24 protein-coding genes, 5 tRNA genes and 1 other annotated feature are annotated in these 23378 nt (G+C 56.6%); of the genes, 10 read left to right on the top strand and 19 right to left on the bottom strand.

Translation table 11 applies throughout. The annotated features are described in order from the left end of the window. Window positions 1-461: 461 nt before the first annotated feature. The 3 genes from clpB to rluD form a co-directional block, all read right to left on the bottom strand. Entirely contained in the window at window positions 462-3035 is a 2574-nt protein-coding gene (clpB, locus tag ACJ8IJ_RS17340; RefSeq protein ID WP_442518853.1) for an ATP-dependent chaperone ClpB, read from the bottom strand. Window positions 3036-3165: 130 nt separating this feature from the next. Next, window positions 3166-3897, bottom strand: coding sequence for a purine nucleoside phosphorylase YfiH (gene yfiH, locus ACJ8IJ_RS17335; RefSeq protein ID WP_015376712.1), 732 nt, complete (start codon window positions 3895-3897; stop codon window positions 3166-3168). Continuing rightward, window positions 3897-4874: a 23S rRNA pseudouridine(1911/1915/1917) synthase RluD gene (gene rluD / locus ACJ8IJ_RS17330; protein WP_025159659.1), complete on the bottom strand. Its 978-nt coding sequence runs from the start codon at window positions 4872-4874 to the stop codon at window positions 3897-3899. The genes yfiH and rluD overlap by 1 nt, the downstream gene beginning before the upstream one ends. A 131-nt stretch (window positions 4875-5005) precedes the next feature. Between rluD and bamD the strand changes: the two genes are divergently transcribed. From bamD to pheA, 4 genes are all read left to right on the top strand, one after another. Continuing rightward, entirely contained in the window at window positions 5006-5737 is a 732-nt protein-coding gene (bamD, locus tag ACJ8IJ_RS17325; RefSeq protein WP_004932456.1) for an outer membrane protein assembly factor BamD, read from the top strand. A 312-nt stretch (window positions 5738-6049) separates the two neighbouring features. Continuing rightward, complete coding sequence (gene raiA / locus ACJ8IJ_RS17320) at window positions 6050-6391, top strand: ribosome-associated translation inhibitor RaiA (RefSeq protein WP_004932457.1); 342 nt, start codon at window positions 6050-6052, stop codon at window positions 6389-6391. Window positions 6392-6513: 122 nt separating this feature from the next. Continuing rightward, window positions 6514-6640 (top strand) — a sequence feature (Phe leader region). Next, window positions 6515-6562 (top strand): hypothetical protein, encoded by a 48-nt coding sequence (locus tag ACJ8IJ_RS17315; protein WP_101428074.1) that lies wholly within the window; start codon window positions 6515-6517, stop codon window positions 6560-6562. It overlaps the preceding feature by 48 nt. Window positions 6641-6682: 42 nt before the next feature. Further along, window positions 6683-7840 (top strand): bifunctional chorismate mutase/prephenate dehydratase, encoded by a 1158-nt coding sequence (gene pheA, locus ACJ8IJ_RS17310; RefSeq protein ID WP_442518852.1) that lies wholly within the window; start codon window positions 6683-6685, stop codon window positions 7838-7840. Between the two features lie 54 nt (window positions 7841-7894). Here the strand turns inward: pheA and tyrA are convergent, their stop codons facing one another. Together tyrA and ACJ8IJ_RS17300 are read right to left on the bottom strand one after the other, a co-directional pair. Continuing rightward, complete coding sequence (gene tyrA, locus ACJ8IJ_RS17305; protein WP_004932463.1) at window positions 7895-9016, bottom strand: bifunctional chorismate mutase/prephenate dehydrogenase; 1122 nt, start codon at window positions 9014-9016, stop codon at window positions 7895-7897. A gap of 3 nt (window positions 9017-9019) precedes the next feature. After that, on the bottom strand, window positions 9020-10096 hold the full coding sequence (locus ACJ8IJ_RS17300) for a 3-deoxy-7-phosphoheptulonate synthase (protein ID WP_131165245.1): 1077 nt from the start codon (window positions 10094-10096) through the stop codon (window positions 9020-9022). Window positions 10097-10591: 495 nt separating this feature from the next. Between ACJ8IJ_RS17300 and ACJ8IJ_RS17295 the strand changes: the two genes are divergently transcribed. From ACJ8IJ_RS17295 to ACJ8IJ_RS17280, 4 genes are all read left to right on the top strand, one after another. Continuing rightward, window positions 10592-11356 (top strand): DUF481 domain-containing protein, encoded by a 765-nt coding sequence (locus tag ACJ8IJ_RS17295; RefSeq protein ID WP_004932469.1) that lies wholly within the window; start codon window positions 10592-10594, stop codon window positions 11354-11356. Window positions 11357-11598: 242 nt separating this feature from the next. Next, window positions 11599-11820, top strand: a complete 222-nt coding sequence (locus tag ACJ8IJ_RS17290; protein ID WP_004932472.1) for an HP1 family phage holin — start codon at window positions 11599-11601, stop codon at window positions 11818-11820. After that, window positions 11804-12316 carry a lysozyme gene (locus ACJ8IJ_RS17285; RefSeq protein ID WP_015376709.1) on the top strand — a complete coding sequence of 171 codons (513 nt, stop codon included), beginning with the start codon at window positions 11804-11806 and terminating at the stop codon, window positions 12314-12316. Before ACJ8IJ_RS17290 ends, ACJ8IJ_RS17285 begins: the two co-directional genes overlap by 17 nt. Before the next feature lie 66 nt (window positions 12317-12382). Next, entirely contained in the window at window positions 12383-12610 is a 228-nt protein-coding gene (locus ACJ8IJ_RS17280; protein WP_016929021.1) for an ogr/Delta-like zinc finger family protein, read from the top strand. A gap of 143 nt (window positions 12611-12753) precedes the next feature. On the opposite strand, the gene rplS is transcribed toward ACJ8IJ_RS17280, so the two are convergent. From rplS to ffh, 5 genes are all read right to left on the bottom strand, one after another. Beyond that, window positions 12754-13110, bottom strand: a complete 357-nt coding sequence (gene rplS / locus ACJ8IJ_RS17275) for a 50S ribosomal protein L19 (RefSeq protein ID WP_004932484.1) — start codon at window positions 13108-13110, stop codon at window positions 12754-12756. A 48-nt stretch (window positions 13111-13158) separates the two neighbouring features. Then, a complete protein-coding gene (gene trmD / locus ACJ8IJ_RS17270; protein ID WP_004932485.1) occupies window positions 13159-13926 on the bottom strand; it encodes a tRNA (guanosine(37)-N1)-methyltransferase TrmD in 768 nt (255 codons plus the stop codon). 52 nt (window positions 13927-13978) lie between these two features. Next, window positions 13979-14527: a ribosome maturation factor RimM gene (gene rimM / locus ACJ8IJ_RS17265; protein ID WP_004932489.1), complete on the bottom strand. Its 549-nt coding sequence runs from the start codon at window positions 14525-14527 to the stop codon at window positions 13979-13981. 18 nt (window positions 14528-14545) lie between these two features. Then, a complete protein-coding gene (gene rpsP, locus ACJ8IJ_RS17260) occupies window positions 14546-14794 on the bottom strand; it encodes a 30S ribosomal protein S16 (protein WP_004932501.1) in 249 nt (82 codons plus the stop codon). Between the two features lie 214 nt (window positions 14795-15008). Next, window positions 15009-16370, bottom strand: a complete 1362-nt coding sequence (gene ffh / locus ACJ8IJ_RS17255) for a signal recognition particle protein (protein ID WP_004932504.1) — start codon at window positions 16368-16370, stop codon at window positions 15009-15011. Between the two features lie 169 nt (window positions 16371-16539). Between ffh and ACJ8IJ_RS17250 the strand changes: the two genes are divergently transcribed. Beyond that, window positions 16540-17331 carry a cytochrome C assembly family protein gene (locus ACJ8IJ_RS17250; RefSeq protein WP_004932506.1) on the top strand — a complete coding sequence of 264 codons (792 nt, stop codon included), beginning with the start codon at window positions 16540-16542 and terminating at the stop codon, window positions 17329-17331. A gap of 42 nt (window positions 17332-17373) precedes the next feature. Next, complete coding sequence (locus ACJ8IJ_RS17245; protein ID WP_015376704.1) at window positions 17374-18663, top strand: HlyC/CorC family transporter; 1290 nt, start codon at window positions 17374-17376, stop codon at window positions 18661-18663. 65 nt (window positions 18664-18728) lie between these two features. Here ACJ8IJ_RS17245 and luxS read toward each other — a convergent pair whose 3' ends face one another. From luxS to ACJ8IJ_RS17200, 9 genes are all read right to left on the bottom strand, one after another. After that, window positions 18729-19244: an S-ribosylhomocysteine lyase gene (gene luxS / locus ACJ8IJ_RS17240; RefSeq protein WP_004932513.1), complete on the bottom strand. Its 516-nt coding sequence runs from the start codon at window positions 19242-19244 to the stop codon at window positions 18729-18731. Between the two features lie 166 nt (window positions 19245-19410). Then, a complete protein-coding gene (gene gshA / locus ACJ8IJ_RS17235; protein WP_044029641.1) occupies window positions 19411-20973 on the bottom strand; it encodes a glutamate--cysteine ligase in 1563 nt (520 codons plus the stop codon). Window positions 20974-21055: 82 nt separating this feature from the next. Beyond that, window positions 21056-21484, bottom strand: coding sequence for a YqaA family protein (locus tag ACJ8IJ_RS17230; RefSeq protein WP_025159656.1), 429 nt, complete (start codon window positions 21482-21484; stop codon window positions 21056-21058). Next, window positions 21481-22047, bottom strand: a complete 567-nt coding sequence (gene yqaB / locus ACJ8IJ_RS17225; protein WP_004932523.1) for a fructose-1-phosphate/6-phosphogluconate phosphatase — start codon at window positions 22045-22047, stop codon at window positions 21481-21483. The genes ACJ8IJ_RS17230 and yqaB overlap by 4 nt, the downstream gene beginning before the upstream one ends. A gap of 315 nt (window positions 22048-22362) precedes the next feature. Then, a tRNA-Arg gene (locus tag ACJ8IJ_RS17220) sits at window positions 22363-22439 on the bottom strand. A 75-nt stretch (window positions 22440-22514) separates the two neighbouring features. Next, window positions 22515-22591: transfer RNA gene (locus ACJ8IJ_RS17215), tRNA-Arg, on the bottom strand. A gap of 189 nt (window positions 22592-22780) precedes the next feature. Then, window positions 22781-22857, bottom strand: a tRNA-Arg gene (locus ACJ8IJ_RS17210). 61 nt (window positions 22858-22918) lie between these two features. Further along, window positions 22919-22995 (bottom strand) — tRNA-Arg (locus ACJ8IJ_RS17205). 3 nt (window positions 22996-22998) lie between these two features. Further along, window positions 22999-23091: transfer RNA gene (locus ACJ8IJ_RS17200), tRNA-Ser, on the bottom strand. Window positions 23092-23378: the final 287 nt, after the last annotated feature.

Raw genomic sequence — 23378 nt, 5'->3', positions numbered from 1 at the left:
TGAATTTTACTTCAGTTAGTCACTCTTCAAGACTTGATATTTTTTTGCATCCGAAGATGCTGGATATCGTCTTGTGGAGTGCCCACACAGATTGTCTGATAAATTGTTAAAGAGCAGTGCCGAGAAACTCATCGGCGCGGGCTGCGTATACTACGCTTTTCGCCCGGAGAGTCAAGCGTTTATTTCGCTTTCTTCTCGCTGACCCGGCGGCTTGTCAGTCGTTGTTCCCGGTCAGTGGAGGCGCATTATAGGGAGTTCTCGGCAGGCCGCAACCCCTAATTGCAAAAAACTTTTCAAGCGTTCAAATAATCACCAAAAATGCCTTTTTAGGATGTTTATTAGTCAAAAAACACCGGTTTTAGCGCAGTAATAGCGGCAAACCCTGCAAACAGGAGCAAACGAAGATAAAGAAAAGGGAGCGGTCACCCGCTCCCTTTCATCTTTAATAGGCTTAATTGCCGTTATTGGCGTGCAACGATATGGTCGTTTTCCACATCCAGCGTCACCAGCTTGCCGGGGATCAGCTTGCCGGACAGGATTTGCTGCGCCAACGGGTTCTCGATCTCCTGCTGAATAGCGCGTTTCAACGGACGCGCACCATACACAGGGTCGTAACCGGTTTTGCTCAACAGCGCCAGAGCAGGCTCGGTCATGGTTACTTCGTAACCGCGCTCTTCCAAACGCTTGTACAGACGCGACAGCTGAATCTTGGCGATCGCAGCAATGTGTTTCTCGCCCAGCGGATGGAACACCACCACTTCATCGATACGGTTGATGAATTCCGGACGGAAGTGGTGACTCACCATCTCCATCACCGACTCTTTCATCTGCGCGTAGTTCATCTGACCGAAATGCTCCTGGATCAGATCCGACCCCAGGTTGGACGTCATGATCACCACGGTATTGCGGAAATCGACGGTACGGCCTTGGCCATCGGTCAGGCGGCCGTCATCCAACACCTGCAGCAGGATGTTGAACACGTCCGGGTGCGCTTTCTCGACTTCATCCAGCAGGATCACCGAGTAAGGCCGGCGGCGCACGGCTTCCGTCAGGTAGCCGCCCTCTTCATAGCCGACATAGCCCGGAGGCGCGCCGACCAGACGCGAAACGGAGTGTTTCTCCATAAACTCGGACATGTCGATACGCACCATGGCGTCGTCGCTGTCGAACAAGAACGAAGCCAGCGCCTTGCAAAGCTCGGTTTTCCCCACCCCGGTCGGGCCAAGGAACAGGAACGAACCGATCGGCCGGTTAGGATCGGACAACCCGGCGCGGCTGCGGCGGATAGCATTAGAGACCGCGCTGACCGCTTCGTCCTGGCCGATCACCCGTGAACGCAGCTCTTGCTCCAGGCGCAGCAGCTTGTCGCGCTCGCCTTCCAGCATTCTGGCCACCGGGATCCCGGTCGCGCGCGCCAGCACTTCGGCAATCTCCGCATCGGTTACCCGGTTACGCAGCAGCTTCATGCTCTTGCCTTCGGCCTGGGTGGCAGCGGCGAGCTGTTTCTCCAGCTCAGGGATCTTGCCGTACTGCAGTTCAGACATCCGCCCCAAATCGCCGACGCGGCGCGCCTGCTCCAGGGTGATTTTGGCCTGCTCAAGTTCCGCCTTGATGTTCTGAGTACCGGAGAGTGACGCTTTTTCCGCTTTCCACTCTTCTTCCAGCTCCGAATATTCGCGTTCTTTCTGCCCCAGCTCATCGCTGAGCATTTCCAGGCGTTTCTTACTGGCGTCGTCCGACTCTTTATTCAGCGCCTGCTGTTCCAGCTTCAACTGAATGATGCGGCGCTCAAGCCTGTCGAGCGATTCAGGCTTGGAGTCCATCTGCATGCGAATGCTGGACGCCGCTTCGTCGATAAGGTCAATAGCCTTGTCCGGCAATTGACGATCGGCGATATAACGGTGCGAAAGCGTTGCCGCCGCCACGATGGCCGGATCGGTGATCTGCACGTGGTGGTGCAGTTCGTAACGCTCTTTCAGGCCGCGCAGAATAGCGATAGTGTCTTCCACGCTCGGCTCCGCCACATACACTTTCTGGAAACGACGTTCGAGGGCCGCATCCTTCTCTATATATTGACGATACTCATCCAGCGTGGTGGCACCGACGCAGTGCAGCTCGCCGCGCGCCAGCGCCGGCTTGAGCATGTTGCCCGCATCCATTGCGCCATCCGCCTTACCGGCGCCGACCATGGTGTGCAGTTCGTCGATAAACAGGATCACGCTGCCTTCCTGCTTGGCCAGATCGTTAAGCACGCCTTTCAGACGCTCTTCAAACTCGCCGCGATATTTGGCGCCGGCGATCAAAGCGCCCATATCGAGGGACAATACGCGCTTGTGTTTCAACCCTTCCGGCACTTCGCCGTTGATGATGCGCTGCGCCAGGCCTTCGACGATGGCGGTTTTACCCACGCCAGGTTCGCCAATAAGTACCGGGTTGTTTTTGGTGCGGCGTTGCAGCACCTGAATGGTGCGGCGGATCTCTTCGTCACGGCCAATCACCGGGTCAAGTTTGCCCTGCTCGGCACGTTCGGTCAGATCGATGGTGTATTTCTTCAATGCTTGCCGTTGGTCTTCGGCGCCTTGGTCTTCCACGCTGTCACCGCCTCTCATTTGTTCAATGGCTTTGCTGATTTTGTCGGCCGTTGCGCCGGCCGCTTTCAACAAATCGGTCAACGAGCCGCGGTCTTCCAGCACCGCAAGCACAAACAGCTCGGAAGAAATGAATTTGTCCGCGCGCTTCTGCGCCAGCTTGTCGCACAGGTTCAGGACGCGCACCAGCTCGTGGGACGGCTGAACGTCGCCACCGGTGCCTTCTACCTGCGGTAAACGGGACAGCGCCTGTTCGATTTCGGTACGCACGCGCCCGGCATCGATACCTGCGGAAGTTAATAGTGGACGAACCGTGCCCCCTTCCTGATTGAGCAGGGCGCTCATCAGATGTAGCGGTTCAATAAACTGGTTGTCGTGCCCAAGGGCTAGTGACTGGGCATCGGCGAGGGCAAGCTGGAATTTGTTGGTAAGACGATCCAGACGCATAACACCTCCAAGATGGGTCGAAATTGCTACTGGAGATTAAATGAGGTCATCCCTCAAATTTTCAAGGTTATCTCGACGCTAAATTTTCGGTACAACGCCATGCGTCGTTGGATCGTCCTAATTCAATAGGTTATATCAGCCAGATTAAACTTGCCATACGTCCGGTTATTCCATCGCGCCGATAGGAGAAAAAATGACTCGTTTCGTTAACCGTACAGCGGTCGCCGCCATAGATGGCCTGCACGCCCGCTCGCAACAAACGTTGGCGAGCCAGCAAATAGATATTAGCCAAAAACTTATCGCCGTGCGGCGTAAACGCCGCCGCGGCTTCGGCGTCTTCCGCCATGAAAGCGGCGCGCACTTCCGGCCCGACCTCAAACTGCTGTGGGCCGATCGCCGGCCCCAACCAGGCGCTGATCTGACCCGGCGCGGCGCTGAACGCCGCCACGGTTTGCTCCAGCACGCCGTGGCATAACCCGCGCCAGCCGGCGTGGGCGGCAGCCACTTCGTCACCGTGCTGCGAGCAGAATAGCACCGGCAGACAATCCGCCGTCATCACGGCGCACACCTGCCCCGGCACATTGCTGTACACCGCATCCGCCCGCAGATCGGCGGGCGCTTTCCCCGTCAACGTCACCACGCGAGTACCGTGCACCTGCTCGAGCCACACCGGCATCTGCGGCAAACCGGCGGCGGTAACCAAACGTTCCCGATTGCGTGTCACCGCTTGCGCCTCATCACCGACGTGGGTGCCGAGGTTCAGCGAGTCATAAGGCGGCAGGCTAACGCCGCCGCCACGCGTGGTGCTGCAGGCCTTAACCCCGGTAGGCAACGGCCAGTCAGGCAGAATGAGCGAGCTCATTACCAGTCCATCTGATCTTTGAATTCTTCGGTGTCCGCCTTCAGCGCGTTGATCAGATCGACCATGTCCTGCGGCAGCGGCGCATGCCACTCCATCTGGATGCCGCTGATCGGATGATACAAACGCAGCATGGTGGCGTGCAGCGCCTGGCGGTCAAAGCCGCGCAGCGTGTTGATGAAGGCTTCCGAAGCGCCCTTTGGTGGACGCGGACGGCCGCCGTACAGCGGATCGCCCACCAGCGGATGGCTGATGTAAGCCATGTGCACGCGGATCTGGTGAGTACGGCCGGTTTCCAGGCGCAAACGCAGGCGGGTATGCGCACGGAAGTGCTCCATAATGCGGTAGTGCGTCACCGCCGGTTTACCCATCGGGTGCACCGCCATGTGAGTGCGCTTGGTGGAGTGGCGCGCGATAGGCTCCTCTACCGTGCCGCCTGCCGTCATGGTGCCGATCGCGACCGCTTCGTATTCACGGGTGATTTCACGCGCCTGCAGCGCTTCCACCAGCCGGGTTTGCGCCGGCACGGTTTTCGCCACCACCATCAGGCCGGTGGTGTCTTTGTCCAGACGGTGCACGATGCCGGCACGCGGCACGTCGGCAATTTCCGGGTAGTGATGCAGCAGCGCATTGAGCACCGTGCCGTCCGGGTTACCGGCGCCAGGGTGCACCACCAAATCGCGCGGTTTGTTGATCACCAGGATGTCGCTGTCTTCATAGACGATATCCAGCGCGATATCCTGTGGCTCCCAACGCGCCTCTTCTTCAATCTGTGCATCGATGGCGACGGCCTCTCCGCCCAGCACCTTCTCTTTCGGTTTGTTTGACGTTTTGCCATTGACCTTCACCCGATCGCCCAGGATCCACTCTTTTATGCGAGATCGTGAATAATCAGGGAACAATTCGGCCAAAGCCTGATCTAAACGTTGTCCGAGTTGAGATTCGGCCACCGTTGCGGTGAGTTGTACTTGTTGTGCCATATGCAGCTTCTTCGTTAACGTTGGGTTTTCACGGCGATGCCGTTTAATATAATGTGCTATTGTACCTGGTCTTTGTCGGGAGCTTAACGGACAGTCTCCCGGAATAACACCCTGAGGATAATCAAAACGTCATGACGCGTATGAAATATCTGGTGGCGGCAGCCACGTTGAGCCTGGCGCTGGCAGGTTGCTCCACATCCAAGGATGCGGTTCCCGACAACCCACCTTCGGAAATCTATGCTACCGCGCAGCAAAAACTGCAGGACGGTAACTTCAAGGGCGCGATTACGCAACTCGAAGCGTTAGATAACCGCTATCCTTTCGGGCCGTATTCCCAGCAGGTCCAGCTGGATTTGATTTACGCCTACTATAAGGCCGCCGACTTGCCGATGGCTCAGGCATCCATCGATCGCTTCATGCGTCTGAACCCGACGCACCCGAACATCGATTACGTGATGTACATGCGCGGTCTGACCGACATGGCGCTCGATGACAGCGCGCTGCAGGGCTTCTTCGGGGTTGACCGTTCGGACCGCGATCCTCAGCACGCTCGCGCTGCGTTCCGCGACTTCAGCCAGTTGATTCAGCAATACCCGAACAGCCAATACGCGACCGACGCCAACAAGCGTTTGGTGTATCTGAAAGACCGTTTGGCCAAGTATGAGCTTTCGGTGGCGGAATACTACACTAAACGCGGTGCTTACGTCGCGGTCGTTAATCGCGCCGAGCAGATGTTGCGTGAATTCCCGGATACCAAGGCGACGCACGACGTGTTGCCGCTGATGGAAAATGCCTACAAGCAGCTGCAGCTGAACGGCCAGGCTGACAAAGTGGCCAAAGTGATCGCCGCCAACCCGCAATAAGCGCGCGTCGGCAACGGCAGAAAAACCAAACGGCAGCCGAGGCTGCCGTTTTCATTGGCGTCGACCTGGTTTTCACTGGAAAAATACACAAGTAAAAACACGGTGTTAGCTAGTACTCCTCACCGGTCAACTCATCGATAATGCGCCATCCGGCGGCAACTCTCAAGCATTAGATAGCCAATTCAAATGCTGAATCACAGATTGAACTAACTTTGCAAAAAGTGACAAAAAATCGTGATTTACATCACGCATTTAAACAAAAAGCGGGGTATGCTGGATTCACCAAGACGGAAAGACAGAGAGGTAAGTTATATGACATTGAACATTACCAGCAAACAAATGGATATCACTCCCGCAATCCGCAATCACGTCGAAGACCGTCTCACCAAACTGGAAAAATGGCAGACCCAGCTGATTAACCCGCATATCGTCTTATCCAAAGAACCGCAAGGGTTTGTCGCCGATGCTACCATTACCACGCCTAACGGCCCGCTGGTCGCCAGCGCCAAACATGATGACATGTATACCGCCGTTAATGAGCTGATCGCCAAGCTGGAGCGCCAGCTGAACAAAGTGCAGCACAAAGGCGAAGCGCGCCGCTGCAACGCCAGCGTGAAAGACATCGTGCCGGAAGTCACGCAAGAGCAGGAATAACCGTCCGACAGCGATTGCCGCATCAAACGCGCCCGAGGGCGCGTTTTTTGTCGGGTATTTTTGTTGACGGGGTAAAAACCAACGGTTACTTTAAAACCTGTTCGCATTAACCTTAGGTAGACCATGCCACGCACACCGTTTTTCTTCGCATTCTTTTTTACCTTCCCCTGACTGGGAGGCGTTTCGTCGTGTGAGAAAGAATGCGAAGACGAACAATAAGGCCTCCTGGAGACAGGGGGCTTTTTTTATGGCTGTTTTACAACGAATAAGAACTGAAGGCGGAAGCTGATTATGACTGACAACCCGTTATTGGTGCTGCGCGAGCGCATCAGCGCACTGGACTTGAAACTGTTGGCCCTGCTGGCGGAACGCCGTGAGCTGGCGATCGAAGTCGGCAAGACCAAGCTGCACTCTCATCGTCCGATCCGCGACAAAGAGCGCGAACGCGATCTGCTGGATGCGCTGATCGCCGCCGCCAAACCTTACGACCTGGACGGCTTCTACGTCACCCGTCTGTTTCAACTGATTATCGAAGATTCCGTCCTGACCCAACAGGCGCTGCTGCAGAACCAGCTCAACCCCGTCAGCCAACACTCCGCCCGCATCGCCTTCCTCGGCCCGAAAGGCTCTTATTCGCATCTGGCGGCACGCCAATACGCTGCCCGCCATTTCGATCGGCTGATCGAATGCGGCTGCCAAAAGTTTCAGGATATCTTCGCCCAGGTGGAAACCGGTCAGGCGGACTATGCCATTCTGCCGATCGAGAACACCAGCTCCGGCTCGATTAACGAGGTGTACGATCTGCTGCAACACACCAGCCTGTCGATCGTCGGCGAACTGACCAACCCGATCGACCACTGTGTTCTGGTGGCCGGCGACAGCGACCTGGGCCAGATTGAAACCGTCTACAGCCACCCGCAGCCGTTCCAACAGTGCAGCCAGTTCCTTAACCGCTTCCCGCACTGGAAAATCGAGTACACCGAAAGCACCGCCGCGGCGATGGAGAAAGTCGCCAAGCTGAATTCGCCGAAGGTGGCGGCGCTGGGCAGTGAGGCCGGCGGCGCGTTGTACGGGCTGCAGGTGCTGGAACACAACCTCGCCAACCAGCAGCAGAACATCACTCGCTTCATCGTCCTGGCGCGCAAAGCGATCGACGTATCTGAACAGGTGCCGGCCAAAACCACGCTGATCATGGCGACCGGCCAACAATCCGGCGCGCTGGTCGAAGCGCTGCTGGTTCTGCGCGACAACGGCATCATCATGACCAAACTGGAATCACGCCCGATCAACGGCAATCCGTGGGAAGAGATGTTTTATATCGATGTGCAGGCCAATCTGCGTGCCGACGCGATGCAAAAAGCGCTGCGCGATCTGGCGCCAATCACCCGCTCGCTGAAGGTCCTGGGCTGCTACCCGAGCGACACCGTGGTGCCGGTCAACCCATCCTGAAACCATAAAAAAAGGTTCGGCCAGGCCGAACCTTTTACGTTTACCGCCCGCGTTTTACTGCCGGCTGTCGTTAGCCTGCCGCAACAGCGTGCGGCTCTCCACCAGGAAGCGCTGGGCGTAATCGCCGAACCAGTGCTCCACCTTGCGGAAACTGTCGATAAACGCCTGTTTGTCGCCATGCTCCAACAGCGTTATCGCCTCGCCGAAGCGCTGGTAGTAACGTTTAATCAGCGCCACGTTTTCCTCCGACGACATGATGATATCGGCATAAAGCTGTGGATCCTGCGCAAACAGGCGGCCAACCATCGCCAGCTCCAGCCGGTAGATCGGCGAGGAGAGCGCCAGCAACTGCTCCAGCTGCACGTTCTCTTCCGCCAGATGCAACCCGTAGGCGAAGGTGGCGAAGTGCCGCAGCGCCTGAATAAACGCCATGTTCTGATCGTGTTCGACCGCGCTGATGCGATGCAGCCGCGCGCCCCACACCTGCAGCTGTTCAAGCAACCATTGGTAAGCCTCCGGCTGGCGGCCGTCGCAGTAAACCACCACCTGCTTCGCCACGCTGCCCACGTCCGGGCCGAACATCGGGTGCAGCCCCACCACTGGGCCGCTGTGCGCCGCCAACATCGCATGCAACGGGCGGTTCTTCACCGACGCCAAATCCACCAGAATACAGTCGGCAGGCAGCGTCGGCAGGCGGCTTATCACCTGCTCGGTCACGTGGATCGGCACGCTGACGATCACCATGCCGGCGTCTGCCAGCAGCTGTTCCGCCTGCGGCCAATCTTCCTGATCCAGTACCCTGACCTGATAACCCGACAGCGTCAGCAAGCGGTTGAACAGCCGTCCCATCTGGCCGTTGCCGCCGATGATGACGATCGGCCGCAGCTGCGGACACAAAGTTTTAAAACCTTTATCGTTCTCGCTGACGTACGATTCGCGCATCACGCGGCGCAAAACGTCCTCGATCAAATCCGGCGGCACCCCGAGGTTTTCCGCCTCCTGGCGGCGCGAGGCCAGCATCGCGGCTTCGCGCTCCGGTACGTAAACCGGCAGGCCATGACGGCTTTTGACTTCGCCCACTTCCGCTACCAGATGCAGGCGTTTCGCCAGCAGACCCAGCAGCGCTTTATCCACCTCATCGATTTGATCGCGCAGTGCGGTCAGTTCTGCCACCATAACTTACTTTTCTCCCGTGCGGGCCGCCAGCGCAGCGCCGAGTTCCTGATGCATATGGCGCAACAGGGTTTCCGTGCTCTCCCAGTTGATGCAGGCGTCGGTGACGGACACACCGTAACGCATGTCTGCACGCGGCTGTTCGGAAGACTGGTTGCCCTCATGCAGATGGCTCTCCAGCATAATGCCGGTGATTGAGCGGTTGCCCGCTTTGATCTGCTCCACCACGGACTCGGCCACCGCCGGCTGACGGCGATAGTCTTTATTCGAGTTGCCATGGCTGCAATCTATCATCAAGGACGGGTGGAGTCCCGCCTCAAGCATCTGTTTTTCACAGGCCGCAACGTGCTCAGCGCTGTAGTTCGGAGTTTTGCCGCCGCGCAGGATCACGTGCCCATCCGGGTTGCCCTGAGTCTGCAGCAGGCAAACCTGGCCTGCCTGGTTAATGCCGACGAAGCGATGCGGCATGGCAGCGGCGCGCATGGCGTTGATGGCAGTGCCCAGACTGCCATCGGTGCCGTTTTTGAACCCGACCGGCATCGACAGGCCGGAGGCCATTTCTCGGTGGGTCTGAGATTCGGTGGTACGCGCGCCGATCGCCGACCAGCTGAACAAATCGCCCAGGTACTGCGGGCTGTTCGGATCCAACGCTTCGGTAGCCAACGGCAAGCCCATGCCCACCAGATCCAGCAACAGGCGACGCGCGATATGCAAGCCTGCCTCAACGTCAAACGAACCGTCCATGTACGGATCGTTGATCAAACCTTTCCAGCCGACAGTGGTTCTGGGTTTTTCAAAGTAGACGCGCATAACGATATACAGCTGATCGCTCAAGTCAGCCGCCAGGGTTTTCAAACGACGGGCATAGTCCAGCGCCGCGTCCGGATCGTGGATCGAACAAGGCCCGCATACCACCAACAGGCGATGATCGTGCCCCTGCAAAATGTTGGCGATAGTGTTGCGCGCAGTGGCGATCTCATTTTCGTCGTCGGCGCTGAGCGGGAACTGGTTCTTCAGCTCCTCCGGCGTGATGAGAACCTGTTCTGCACTGATGTGTACGTTATTGAGCGCGTCTTTTTGCATGATGCTATTCCTGTCGTTTGGCGTTATGCGTTGAAATGGAACATTGAGCGTTTCAGGGCTCTACCCTATCACGATATGTAAAGTTTTCAATCCATTTTCCGTAAATAAAAGATTACCGTCATTATCTTGATTAAATCACCTTTGAAAAAGGGTTACTGAAATTGGTTTAAATACAACAAATACAACCAATTAAACAAATAAAAAACCCATCACCATGCTATAACCCCTCATGCCTAACAAAGCCAATGAATGTAAACATATTTGTACATTAAATTTTACAGCGAGGATGCACGGCCCATCTCGGCACCGACGCCTGTGCGAAGCAGGATCAGCACGAAATGCCGCCAAAAGCGATGATTTTAAGTAGAAGAAAAGCGAATAAATGAGGGATAAAAATTAAAAACTTAAGCTAATGGCGGCTATTTTTGTCGCCGAAATGAACCGATATAATGTGACCGTCATCAACAATAACTCCCCTTAACAACTGGATCCAAAATGCTCTCTTCTCGCGCTCGTCGCGCTTTTCCGCTGTATATTTGCTGCTTAACGACTTTCACCAGTGTTTCAGCCCTTGCCGACAATACGCTTTTCACCGCGATGGACGATCCGGCCACCGCCAAGAAACCGTTCGAAGGCAACGTGCAGGCGGGCTATAACGCCCAGTCAGGTAACTCGCAGAGCTCCACCCTGTTGGCCAACACCAACATGACCTGGTTCAACAGTGACGCGGCGTACAGCCTGTGGGGGGCGGCCAACAACACCACTTCCTCCAACGTGCGCTCGTCCGAAAAATACCAGGCCGGTGGCCGTACGCGCTATAACCTGACCGATCGCAACTACCTGTTCGGTCAGGCCAGCTGGCTGAGTGACCGTTTCAACGGTTACGACTCACGCTCCACGCTGACCGGCGGCTACGGCCGTCAACTCCTTAACGGGCCACTCAGTGACCTGCGGGTGGAATTCGGTCCCGGCGTGCGCCATGACGAATACCATGGCGGCGGCCGCTCGACCAAGGGGCTGGCCTACGGTGCGGCCAACTATTCCTATCAGTTGACCGACAACACCAAGTTCATTCAGGGCGTTTCCGCGCTGGCGAACGAAGAAACCACGCTGAACTCGGAAAGCGCGTTGAACGTGGCGATCAACGATCGCTTCTCATTGCGCGTGGCTTACACCGTGACCTACAACAGCAAACCGCCGGCCTCGGCGCCGAAGAACACAGATACCACCACCTCGGTCACTCTGGTCTACGGCCTGTAATCTCCCCCATTATTTCTCGAAGCCCATCATCGATGGGCTTTTTTTATGCCGCCCCCCCTCTTTTGCACAATCTGCTAAAAATATTCACCTCACCCATTGACGACTTTAGCAAATAGCTTAATACTGTATGCATATACAGTAATTATCATACAGGCCAGGAGCATGATGGATATCGATAGCGAGCTGTCTCGCATTGATGCCTCCGGCTCCCGAGATTCTGTAAACGAAGCGAGCATAAGGCTATGGAGAAAATAACCTCATTCATCACCTACGCCATGGCGCTGTTTCTCGCCTGGCTCGGCAAGCTGTCTCCGCAGGACATTGCCTTTTTAGTCGGTGCGGCGGTAGGCATCGGCACGTTTCTGGTGAACTGGTACTACCGACGTAAAAGCCTGCAGATCTTGAAGGCCATTGAGCGCAATGCGACATCGCGGAGGAAAATTTACGATGAGTGCAACCGTTAAGCGCTGCAGCGTCGCCGCCGTTTTGGCCATCGCCGTGCTGTTGCCGTCATTTGGCGAGCTGCAAACCTCAGAAGCCGGCCTCAGGCTGATCGCCGATCTCGAAGGTTGCCGCCTGTCGCCTTACCAGTGCAGCGCCGGGGTGTGGACGCAGGGCATTGGGCACACCGCTGGCGTCATCCCTGGTAAAGCGATCGATGAACACAAAGCCGCGATGGATTTGGTCGACGATGTTCGCCGCACCGAGCGCGGCATGGCCGCCTGCCTGCCGGATACGCTCTCGCAACAAACCTATGATGCGGCGATCGCCTTCGCTTTCAATGTGGGCGTCAGCGCAGCCTGCCACTCTACGCTGGTCGCGCTGCTGCAACAGCGCCAGTGGCGGCAGGCCTGCGATCAGCTGCCACGCTGGGTTTACGTAAACGGAAAGAAAAACAAAGGGCTGGAACAGCGACGCGCCATGGAACGCGCACTGTGCTTGCAGGGCATTGCCTCATGATGACGAGTTCGCTCGCCAAAGGATGATGCCACACCAATTTCACTTAATTTGTTCAAGGGGGTTCTTATGATGCACTGTCCACTATGCGGTCACGTGGCCCACACTCGCTCCAGCCGCTATCTGAGCGAGTCGACCAAAGAGCGTTACCATCAATGCCGCAACATCAATTGCAGCTGCACGTTCGCCACGCACGAGTCCGTTGCACGGGTGATCGTCAAACCTGGCGATGATATTGTCCCGGCGCAGCCGCACCCGCCGGAGAATCAACATAAACAAAGCGCCGCCGCGCTGTAATGCCAAAAGCCTGTTGATGGAAGCTTTTTAATGTCGCGGCCAGGCAGCTAAGGCCTCGCAAATGCAACGTGATAGATTTTTCAGATAAAAAAGGGGTTGGCATAATGCCAACCCCTGATAACTATTAACTTTTGGATGCAGCGTTAGCCAACGCGGTTCAGACGCTCTTTGATACGAGCAGCCTTACCAGTACGCTCACGCAGGTAGTACAGTTTAGCTTTACGAACGGCACCACGACGTTTAACAGTAATGCTGTCGATTACTGGGGAGTGAGTCTGGAATACGCGCTCAACACCTTCGCCGTTGGAAATCTTACGAACAGTGAATGCAGAGTGCAGACCGCGGTTACGGATAGCGATAACCACGCCCTCGAATGCCTGCAGACGTTTTTTGCTACCTTCAACGACCCATACCTTCACTTCCACGGAATCACCCGGACGGAATGCAGGTACGTCTTGTTTCATCTGCTCTTGTTCAAGTTGCTTAATAATGTTGCTCATAATATGTCTCTTACCCTAGGTAAACTGATATATCGGTCCCGTCTGATGTCAGACGTTTCCTTCATAGTCCTGTTGCCTGGCCTGATGTTCCCGTTGGAACTCAGCCAGCAACACCGCTTGCTCGTCAGTCAGAGCTAGGCTTTCTAGAAGTTCAGGTCTTCTAAGCCAGGTTCGGCCCAGCGACTGCTTTAAGCGCCAGCGACGTATCTCGGCATGGTTGCCCGACAGCAGAACCGGCGGTACCTCCATCCCTTCCAACACCTCGGGGCGGGTATAGTGCGGGCAGTCCAGCAATCCGTCGGCGAAGGAGTCTTCCTCCGCTGAGGCCTGATGGCCCAGCACACCCGGTATGAAACGGGCGACTGAATCAATCAGGGTCATCGCCGGCAGTTCCCCGCCGCTGAGAACGTAGTCGCCGATTGACCATTCTTCGTCAATTTCGGTTTGGATTACGCGCTCGTCTATCCCTTCGTAACGGCCGCACACCAGAATCATCTTCTGATTGGCCGCCAGTTCGCACACGCCGGTTTGATCCAGCTTGCGCCCCTGAGGTGACAGATAAATCACCTTTGCTCCCTCGCCTGCCGCTGCTTTCGCCGCATGAATGGCTTCCCGTAAAGGTTGCACCATCATCAGCATTCCCGGGCCGCCGCCGTAAGGGCGATCGTCCACGGTGCGATGCCGGTCGTAGGTGAAGTCGCGAGGACTCCAACACTGCACGCTCAGCAGGCCATTTTTTACTGCCCGGCCAGTCACCCCGTAATCGGTGATAGCGCGGAACATCTCAGGAAACAGGCTTACAATACCGATGAACACAAGCCAATCCCCTTACCGTTATTCCACTTGCTTCGACCGTTTGATCCGGGGGTCAAAAACCAGGATCCCAATCTGCCTCAATCACGCGAGCAGTGAGATCGACTTTCTTGATAACCTGCCCATGAAGAAACGGAATCAACCGCTCCTTCATGCCGAACGCATCTTTCAGGTTCGCTTTCACAACCATCACATCGTTCGAGCCGGTTTCCATCATATCGATGACTTTACCCAGCTCGTAGCCGGCGGAGGTGACTACCTGGCAGCCCATCAGGTCTTTCCAGTAGTAATCATCACCCTCCAACGGAGGAAGTTGATCGGAATCCACCATAATCTCGCGATTAGTCAGCAGATTCGCCGCGTCCCGATCGTCAATGCCTTTGACTTTGATGATCAGATCCTGACTGTGGCGCTTCCAGTCTTCCAACTCGATATGCTGCCACTGACCCGCCTGCTGGATAAACCACGGCTGATAGTCAAAAATGCTTTCGGCGTTCTCGGTGGATGAAAACACTCTGAGCCAACCACGAATGCCGTAAGCGGAACCCATTTTACCGAGTACAATCGGCGCGATCGGCGCTACCGGTTTGAGTTGCTTGCTCATTGCCACCACCGCGACAGATTAAGCTGCTTTCTTAGCGTCTTTGATCAGCGCGTGAACGCGATCAGAAACGGTTGCACCCAGACCAACCCAGTGCTCGATGCGGTCCAGGTCCAGACGCAGTGCTTCAGCCTGACCGGAAGCGATCGGGTTGAAGAAGCCTACGCGCTCGATGAAACGACCATCACGAGCGTTGCGGCTGTCGGTCACTACTACTTGATAGAACGGACGCTTTTTAGCGCCGCCACGTGCCAAACGAATTGTTACCATAACATCCTCTTTAGTTAATAAAACAGCCGGGCCCCATTGAGGGACGGGGCCCGGTTGCAATATAAAAAGCCCGAAAATTTTACTCATTTTGGCGCAAAAAGCAATCTAAAGCGTCGATCGCAGGGGACAACTTTTGCAGCCTGCCAAATTTCGGACGGTTTTCACCGCGAACGGCGAATGCTGAAAGCGCCCGCACTCAGCGTGCGGAAGCCCGTCAGCGGCCAGGGAAGCCCGGCGGCATCATACCTTTCATGCCGCGCATCATCTTCGCCATACCGCCTTTTTTCATCTTCTTCATCATACGCTGCATTTCGTCGAACTGCTTCAGCAAGCGGTTGACGTCCTGCACCTGCATGCCGGCCCCCATCGCGATGCGACGCTTGCGCGAGCCCTTGATGATTTCCGGTTTAGCGCGCTCTTTCAGCGTCATCGAGTTGATGATCGCCTCCATGCGCACCAGCACTTTGTCGTCCATCTGCGACTTGACGTTGTCCGGCAGTTGGCCGGCGCCCGGCAGCTTGCTCAGCATATTGGCCATGCCGCCCATGTTGCGCATCTGCTTGAGCTGCTCCAGGAAGTCGGTCAAATCGAAACCGTCGCCCTTCTTCAGCTTGTTGGCCAGCTTCTCCGCCTGCTCGCGGTCGACCTTGCTTTCGATATCTTCGATCAGCGACAGCACGTCGCCCATGCCCAGGATGCGCGATGCCACGCGATCCGGGTAAAACGGCTCCAGCGCTTCGGTCTTCTCGCCGACGCCGAGGAACTTGATCGGCTTGCCGGTGATATGGCGGATGGACAACGCGGCACCGCCGCGCGCATCGCCGTCGACCTTGGTCAGCACCACGCCGGTCAGCGGCAGCGCTTCGTTAAACGCCTTGGCGGTATTGGCGGCGTCCTGGCCGGTCATGGCGTCGACCACGAACAGGGTTTCCACCGGCTTGATCGCCGCGTGTACCTGTTTGATCTCGTCCATCATCGCTTCGTCAACGTGCAAGCGGCCGGCGGTATCGACAATAAGGACATCGTAGAACTTCAGCTTGGCCTGTTGCAGCGCGCGATTGACGATGTCGATCGGTTTTTCTTTGACGTCAGACGGGAAGAAGTCGATGCCGACGCCTTCCGCCAACGTTTCCAGCTGTTTGATCGCCGCCGGGCGATAAACGTCCGCGGAAACCACCAACACTTTCTTCTTCTGTTTTTCTTTCAGGAACTTGCCGAGCTTACCGACGCTGGTGGTTTTACCGGCGCCCTGCAGGCCCGCCATCAGCACCACCGCCGGCGGCTGGGCCGCCAGATTCAGCTCGGTGTTGACTTCGCCCATCGCGGCGATCAGCTCGCCCTTGACGATCTTGACGAACTCCTGCCCCGGCGTCAGGCTTTTGTTGACTTCATGGCCAACCGCGCTCTCTTTGACGCGGTTGATGAAGTCGCGCACCACCGGCAGCGCAACGTCCGCTTCCAGCAATGCCATACGCACTTCACGCAGGGTTTCCTTGATATTCTCTTCGGTCAGCCGCCCGCGGCCGCTGATATTGCGCAACGTGCGCGACAATCGATCGGTTAAATTTTCAAACATCGTCTCATGCTCAACGTGTAATGACAGGCCGCTCCGGCGACACAATTGCGCCGATGATAACACGAAGCGCGCAGGATCTCTGCCTCAGCGTTGGAGATAGGTTGGAGTGAAACGCGCGCAACGCTATACTGACACTCCAATTAACCACGCCGAAGCAAAATTAAACGTTATGCCAGTTTTCTCCATTGTGGCTTTGATGGCCTACCTGCTCAGCCTTGGACTGATCATTCCCAGCTTGTTGCGGAAGAACAGCGCATACCGTCGGCTCGCCCTCGTCTCGGCGGTGGTGGCGTTGATTTGCCACGCCATCGCGCTGCAGCAGCGCATCTTTGACGTCAGCGCCGGGCAGAATCTCAGCCTGCTGAACATTGGTTCTATCGTCAGCCTGATCATCTGCTCGGTGATGACCTTCGTCGCCTCGCGCGATCGCGGCTGGTTCCTGCTGCCGATCGTCTACAGCTTCGCGATGATCAATCTGGCCTTCGCCAGCTTCATGCCCGGCGAGTTCATCACTCATCTGGAAGCCAGCCCGGAACTGATGGTGCATATCGGCCTGGCGCTGTTCTCTTACGCCACCCTTATCATCGCCGCGCTCTACGCCTTACAGCTCGCCTGGCTCGACTACCTGTTGAAAAACAAGAAGCTGACCTTTAGCGCCGACATGCCGCCGCTGATGAGCATCGAGCGCAAGATGTTCCATATCACCCAGATCGGCGTGGTGCTGCTGACGCTCACCCTGTGCACCGGCCTGCTGTACATGGATAATCTGTTCAGCAAAGAAAACGTGCATAAAGCCGTGCTGTCGATCATGGCCTGGTTCGTGTATATCGTGTTGCTGTGGGGCCATTACCATGAAGGCTGGCGCGGCCGCCGCGTCGTCTGGTTCAGCTTCGCCGGCGCCTTCCTGCTGACGCTCGCCTACTTCGGCAGCCGTCTGATTCAGCAGGTGATGGTGCGCTGAGCCAGCCCGGTTCAACTTTCCCTCTCTATAAGGAATACTGCATTGGAGCATGTGTCGACGGGGACCCTCATCATTATCCTGGTGATCATGATCGTGGTCTCCGCTTACTTCTCCGCCTCCGAAACCGGCATGATGACGCTCAACCGTTATCGCCTGCGCCACCTGTCCAAGCAGGGTAACCGTTCGGCGCGCCGGGTGGAGAAGCTGCTGCAAAAACCGGATCGGCTGATCGGCCTGGTGCTGATCGGCAACAACCTGGTCAACATCCTCGCCTCGGCGCTGGCGACCATCGTCGGCATGCGGCTGTATGGCGATCTCGGCGTGGCGATTGCGACCGGCGTGCTGACCTTCGCCGTGCTGCTGTTCGCTGAGGTGCTGCCGAAAACCTTCGCCGCGCTCTATCCGGAACGCATCGCCTTCCCCAGCAGCGTCTTGCTGGCCCCGTTGCAAAAGGTGATGTTCCCGCTGGTCTGGCTGCTCAACGGCATCACCAGCCTGACCTTGCGCCTGTTCGGCATTCGCACCAACGTGCGCATCAGCGACGCCGTCAGCAAGGATGAGCTGCGCACCATCGTGCGTGAATCCCAGTCGCAGATCTCCCGCCGCAATCAGGACATGCTGATCTCGGTGCTGGACCTGGAAAAGGTGACGGTCAACGACATCATGGTGCCTCGCACCGAGATCGTCGGCATCGACGTCAACGACGACTGGAAGTCGATCATGCGCCAGCTGACCCACTCGCCACACGGTCGCATCGTGCTGTATCGCAGCTCGCTGGACGACGCGATCGGCATGCTGCGCGTGCGCGAAGCCTACCGTCTGATGACCGAGAAAAAAGAGTTTAACAAAGAGAACCTGCTGCGCGCCGCCGATGAGATCTACTTCGTACCGGAAGGCACGCCGCTCAACGTGCAGCTGGTGAAGTTCCAGCGCAACAAGGAGAAGGTCGGCATCGTGGTCGACGAGTACGGCGACATTCAGGGCCTGGTTACGGTGGAAGACATCCTCGAGGAGATCGTCGGCGACTTCACCACCTCGATGTCGCCGACGCTGGCGGAAGAAGTCACGCCGCAGAGCGACGGCTCGGTCTTGATCGACGGCACCGCCAACGTGCGGGAGCTGAACAAGGCCTTTAACTGGACTTTACCCGCCAATGAAGCTCGCACCGTCAACGGCATGCTGCTGGAAGAACTGGAAGAGATCCCCGAAATCGGCACCCGGGTGCGTATCGGCCATTACGATATCGACATTCTCGACGTGCAGGGCAATATGATCAAACAGGTGCGGGTCACGCCGATCACCTCGCTGCAGTCCAGCATCGGCCATCACTAACCCTCCGCCAGAACGTAAAAAAGACGCGAAATCGCGTCTTTTTTGTCTCTGCGGGAAACGTACGGTTAGATATGCAGCTCCTGCAGCTTCTCTTTCGGCAGCGCCAGTTCGTCGTTGTGGTTCACCACCACGCCGTTATCCAGAATGTGCTTGGCGATTTCCTGCGCTTCTTCCAGCGAGTGCATGTGGTAGGTACCACACTGGTACTCGTTCAGCTCAGGGATCTTGCGCTGGTCGGTCACTTTCAGCACGTCGGCCATCGCCGCTTTCCAGGCATCGGCAACGCGCTGCTCTTCCGGCACGCCGATCAGGCTCATGTAGAAACCGGTGCGACAGCCCATTGGGGAGATGTCGATAATCTCCACGCCCTGGCCGTTCAGGTGGTCGCGCATAAAGCCGGCGAACAGGTGTTCCAGCGTGTGAATGCCGCGTTCGGGCATCACTTCCAGGTTCGGGCGGCAAAAGCGCAGATCAAATACCGTGATGGTATCGCCATGAGGCGTTTTCATGGTTTTCGCAACGCGGACAGCCGGGGCTGCCATACGGGTATGATCGACGGTAAAGCTATCCAGCAATGGCATTTCGCTACCTCCTCGTAAAAGAGCATTTATTTCGAAACTTTTTTTCCTAACCGGGAAACCTTTTCCAACCCTGCGAGTCTGAGTATGTGAAAGACGCGCATTTGTTATCATCATCCCTGTCATCAGAGATGCATATTTGGCCACATTGATGTGGCCTTTTTCTTTTTCAGCTTCCGCCGTTTTGCTTCAGGAACGCTTCAAAGCTTAGCGTATCATTGGCTTCTATGTCGCGTTGACGCTGCCAAGAGGCTTCCCGCTCTTTATCCAGCTCGGCTTCGTTCAGGATTTCCAACGGTTCTTCCAGCAATGTCTGGCGATACTGCTCCGCCAGCTGCAGACCGACGCGTCCGGTGCCTTCCGCCTTCATCGCCTTCAGAATGCGCGCGGAGAAAGTCAGCTCAGGGTCGTCAAACGCGGCGACCAGCTCATCGCACACCTGCTGGTATTGACGGTTGCCGGCTTCGCCGTCCAACACTTCCGCGACCCGACGCAGATCGGCGAACAGCGCCTTGCCCACTTTTTCCAGCGGTTCATGGCTGGCGCCACAGCCGATGCCGATGGTCTGGCCCGGTTTGCGCCCTTCCAGAATCACCCGGTTCCAGTTCTTGCGCGTGCACAGCAGTTCATCGCTGCTCATCTCCGGCGCATCGGCCAGCGCGCACCACACCAGGAACAGATCCAGGAAACGCGCCTGCACCGCATCCACGCCGATCGGCGAGAACGGGTTGATATCCAGCGAACGCACTTCGATGTATTCGATACCGCCGCGCAGCAGCGCGTCTGACGGCGTCTCGCCGCTTTGGGTCACGCGCTTCGGCCGGATCGGCGCATACAGCTCGTTCTCGATTTGCAGCACGTTGCTGTTCAACTGCAGATAGCGATCACCCTCTTTCACGCCCAGCTTGGCGAACTCTTCGGAAGGCGTAACGATCGCCCGCTTCAAACCGGCCACATAGCTGTGCAGATCGTTGAAGGTGATGCCCAGATTACTTTGCGACTTGTTGGTGTAACCCAGGTCGCTCAGACGCAGCGAGGTGGCGTACGGCAGGTAGCACATCCCCTGCTCGGTGCGTTCGAACGGCAGAGTGGTCTCGCGCCCTTTGAGGAACGAAGAACAAATGGCCGGCGATGCGCCGAACAGATACGGGATCACCCAACCGAAACGGTAGTAGTTGCGGATCAGACGGAAATACCCCGCCGAGATCTGCTCTTTACCACTTTCTGCGTCCTGCACGCCGGCCCAGGCCTGCCAAAACTCCAGCGGCAGCGAGAAGTTGTAGTGCACGCCGGAAATGGTCTGCATCAGCGCGCCATAGCGATTCTTCAACCCTTCGCGGTACAGCGTCTTCATGCGGCCGATGTTCGAAGAACCGAACTGCGCCAGCTCAATATCCTGCTCGGCTTCGATAAAGCACGGCATGCTGAGCGGCCACATGCGTTCATCGCCAATATTGCGCGCCACGTAGCGATGAATATCGCGCAAGAACGTCAGCAGGTGATCGATATTGTCATCAACCGGCGTAATGAACTCTAACAGCGCCTCGGCGAAATCCGTGGTGATCCAGTGATGCGTCAATGCCGCCCCCAGCTTTTCCGGATGCCCGGTAGTCGCCAAGGTGCCGTTCGGCGTGACTCGCAGCGTTTCACGCTCGATGCCGCGACGAATGCCTTTTAATGCCTGAGGATGGGCTTCCAACCAAGAAAGCGCCTGTGATACGTCCGGGATCAAATTGACCTCCCGCTTCTAAAAACAATAACTCGTAAGCATACTGAATCCGCACCCGAGAGAATATTGAGTTATATTCACTTGGTTACTGCCACCAGGCGATGCCCTGTACCGTTATCATAGTCAAAACGATGTAACGCAGCGCCTTTCCGATACACAGAAACAGCGCGACAGAGCCCCAGGGCATGCGCAGCCAACCTGCCAACACGCACAACAAATCGCCCACCACCGGCACCCAACTGAGCAACAGCGCAGCCGGGCCGAAGCGTTGCAGCCACCCGAGCGCCGTTGCCAGCCCCCGCTGTGGTTTCAACGCCGGTAACAGGCGCCCGATAATGACATTGGTCAAGCCGCCCAGCGTGTTGCCCAGGGTCGCGGCCAGCACCAGCAATTCCGGCGAGACGCGACTCTGGGTCAGCAAAGCGACCAGAACGATTTCTGAATTTCCCGGCAGCAGCGTCGCACTGAGGAAGCTGCTGCCAAATAACGATATTACGGCTAGCGTACTACTCACAGCGTGCGAACGTCTACCACGTCCATACCGGCGCTTTTTGCCGCCTGAATGCCGAACTCGGCGTCTTCAAACACCACGCACTTTTCCGGCGGCACGCCGATCAGTTCGGCGCAACGCAGGAAGGTGTCCGGCTCCGGTTTATGGCGCTGTACGTCGTCCGCACCGACGATCGCGTCGAAGCAGTTGAACAGGCCGAGATGACGCAGCAGCATTTCCGCCATGCGGTGCTCGCTGCCGGTACCGACCGCCATCGGACGGCGACCGTGATAGGATTTTACCACCTCGATCAGCGGCAACGGGCGTACGCTGTCCAACAGCATCGCCTCCACCGCGCGGGTTTTCTCCGCCGCCAGATGATGGGGATCGAGATCGGCCTGGTGGCTGGCGATAATCGCCTGAGCGATGCGCCAGGTCGGTGAACCACTCAGCGCCACCATAGCCGCTTCATCAAACGTCATGCCATAACGCGACAGCACTTCACTCCACGCTTTGCGGTGCGTTGGCTCGGTGTCCAGAATCGTGCCGTCCATGTCGAAAATAAGACCCTGATAGCGGTCGTACATCGTTACTCCATGATCGTTGAGGAAAGAAAACTACTTTAGCGTAAAGCCGTTGGGTTGTCGCTGACTGCGTCATAGCGGAATGTGCTGTGAGCGTTCGGGTGCAAAGCAGGAAAGGAGTGAAGAGAGAATGGCTGAATGCTGAAAAGCGAAAAACCCGCCAAGGCGGGTTTCTCTTAGATGGTGTATCCGGGAGGATGATTCGGCGCCAACGCCTCACCCTGCGGGCCGTTGCTAAAGCAACGTTATCCTCCCCAAGGACACTTTCTTTTTACCACCCGCATGACGATTTCTCTTCGCGATACGGGAGGTTAAACATGGTGCATCCGGGAGGATTCGAACCTCCGACCGCTCGGTTCGTAGCCGAGTACTCTATCCAGCTGAGCTACGGATGCATGACTGTTTTTGCCGCTTGTCTGTTTCACGAATAACAGAAAAGCAAAAACCCGCTAAGGCGGGCTTCTCTTAGATGGTGCATCCGGGAGGATTCGAACCTCCGACCGCTCGGTTCGTAGCCGAGTACTCTATCCAGCTGAGCTACGGATGCATTACTATTTTTACCGCGTGCCGGCTTTGCTAATAAAGCCAGGCTTTAAGAATGGTGCATCCGGGAGGATGATTCGGCGCTAGCGCCTCACCTTACGGGCCGTTGCTGAAGCAACGTTATCCTCCCTGGTAACACTTTTTTCCTCTCACCCGCATGAAGATTTTTCTTCGCGACGAATGAGATTAAGAATGGTGCATCCGGGAGGATTCGAACCTCCGACCGCTCGGTTCGTAGCCGAGTACTCTATCCAGCTGAGCTACGGATGCACAGGAATTCTTTTTTGATACCGTATGGTACGTTGTTACTACCCCACCATACTGCAAAATATGGTGCATCCGGGAGGATTCGAACCTCCGACCGCTCGGTTCGTAGCCGAGTACTCTATCCAGCTGAGCTACGGATGCAAATGGCGGTGAGGCGGGGATTCGAACCCCGGATGCAGCTTTTGACCGCATACTCCCTTAGCAGGGGAGCGCCTTCAGCCTCTCGGCCACCTCACCATACGCTTCTTTCGAATTGTGCCTAACTTGCTTTAGAGAAGCTCATCGGCACTGCGTGGCGCACATATTACTTTCTCCGACTTTTAAGTCAAACAATTTTTCCCAACTCATGCGCGTTTGCACAATTCACACCCAACATGGGCGATTTCACGGCAAAAAGGGCGTTTTATCAACAGGCAACCGCAACGTCTGCAGCAATAAAGCAGGAAACTCACCGGGAAAATAATCACGAAAAAGAGAGGGGAGAACGAAAGAAGTGGGTAAAACGATGCAGTAGCGTCTCGTCT

This window comes from Serratia sp. CY40230 (assembly GCF_052168835.1).
Taxonomy (GTDB): domain Bacteria; phylum Pseudomonadota; class Gammaproteobacteria; order Enterobacterales; family Enterobacteriaceae; genus Serratia; species Serratia nematodiphila.
This window is presented reverse-complemented; position numbering and strand designations above follow the sequence as displayed.

What these genes read in the sequence shown, in the direction of transcription:
- rimM (WP_004932489.1), bottom strand. Translation starts at nt 14,527, where the DNA reads ATGAGCAAGCAACTCAAACCGGTAGCGCCGATCGCGCCGATTGTACTC.
- tyrA (WP_004932463.1), bottom strand. Translation starts at nt 9,016, where the DNA reads ATGGTGGCAGAACTGACCGCACTGCGCGATCAAATCGATGAGGTGGAT.
- ACJ8IJ_RS17280 (WP_016929021.1), top strand. Translation starts at nt 12,383, where the DNA reads ATGATGCACTGTCCACTATGCGGTCACGTGGCCCACACTCGCTCCAGC.
- ACJ8IJ_RS17300 (WP_131165245.1), bottom strand. Translation starts at nt 10,096, where the DNA reads ATGCAAAAAGACGCGCTCAATAACGTACACATCAGTGCAGAACAGGTT.
- ACJ8IJ_RS17285 (WP_015376709.1), top strand. Translation starts at nt 11,804, where the DNA reads ATGAGTGCAACCGTTAAGCGCTGCAGCGTCGCCGCCGTTTTGGCCATC.
- clpB (WP_442518853.1), bottom strand. Translation starts at nt 3,035, where the DNA reads ATGCGTCTGGATCGTCTTACCAACAAATTCCAGCTTGCCCTCGCCGAT.
- ACJ8IJ_RS17250 (WP_004932506.1), top strand. Translation starts at nt 16,540, where the DNA reads ATGCCAGTTTTCTCCATTGTGGCTTTGATGGCCTACCTGCTCAGCCTT.
- bamD (WP_004932456.1), top strand. Translation starts at nt 5,006, where the DNA reads ATGACGCGTATGAAATATCTGGTGGCGGCAGCCACGTTGAGCCTGGCG.
- yqaB (WP_004932523.1), bottom strand. Translation starts at nt 22,047, where the DNA reads ATGTACGACCGCTATCAGGGTCTTATTTTCGACATGGACGGCACGATT.
- ffh (WP_004932504.1), bottom strand. Translation starts at nt 16,370, where the DNA reads ATGTTTGAAAATTTAACCGATCGATTGTCGCGCACGTTGCGCAATATC.
- ACJ8IJ_RS17295 (WP_004932469.1), top strand. Translation starts at nt 10,592, where the DNA reads ATGCTCTCTTCTCGCGCTCGTCGCGCTTTTCCGCTGTATATTTGCTGC.
- rplS (WP_004932484.1), bottom strand. Translation starts at nt 13,110, where the DNA reads ATGAGCAACATTATTAAGCAACTTGAACAAGAGCAGATGAAACAAGAC.
- raiA (WP_004932457.1), top strand. Translation starts at nt 6,050, where the DNA reads ATGACATTGAACATTACCAGCAAACAAATGGATATCACTCCCGCAATC.
- pheA (WP_442518852.1), top strand. Translation starts at nt 6,683, where the DNA reads ATGACTGACAACCCGTTATTGGTGCTGCGCGAGCGCATCAGCGCACTG.
- ACJ8IJ_RS17290 (WP_004932472.1), top strand. Translation starts at nt 11,599, where the DNA reads ATGGAGAAAATAACCTCATTCATCACCTACGCCATGGCGCTGTTTCTC.
- rpsP (WP_004932501.1), bottom strand. Translation starts at nt 14,794, where the DNA reads ATGGTAACAATTCGTTTGGCACGTGGCGGCGCTAAAAAGCGTCCGTTC.
- rluD (WP_025159659.1), bottom strand. Translation starts at nt 4,874, where the DNA reads ATGGCACAACAAGTACAACTCACCGCAACGGTGGCCGAATCTCAACTC.
- yfiH (WP_015376712.1), bottom strand. Translation starts at nt 3,897, where the DNA reads ATGAGCTCGCTCATTCTGCCTGACTGGCCGTTGCCTACCGGGGTTAAG.
- luxS (WP_004932513.1), bottom strand. Translation starts at nt 19,244, where the DNA reads ATGCCATTGCTGGATAGCTTTACCGTCGATCATACCCGTATGGCAGCC.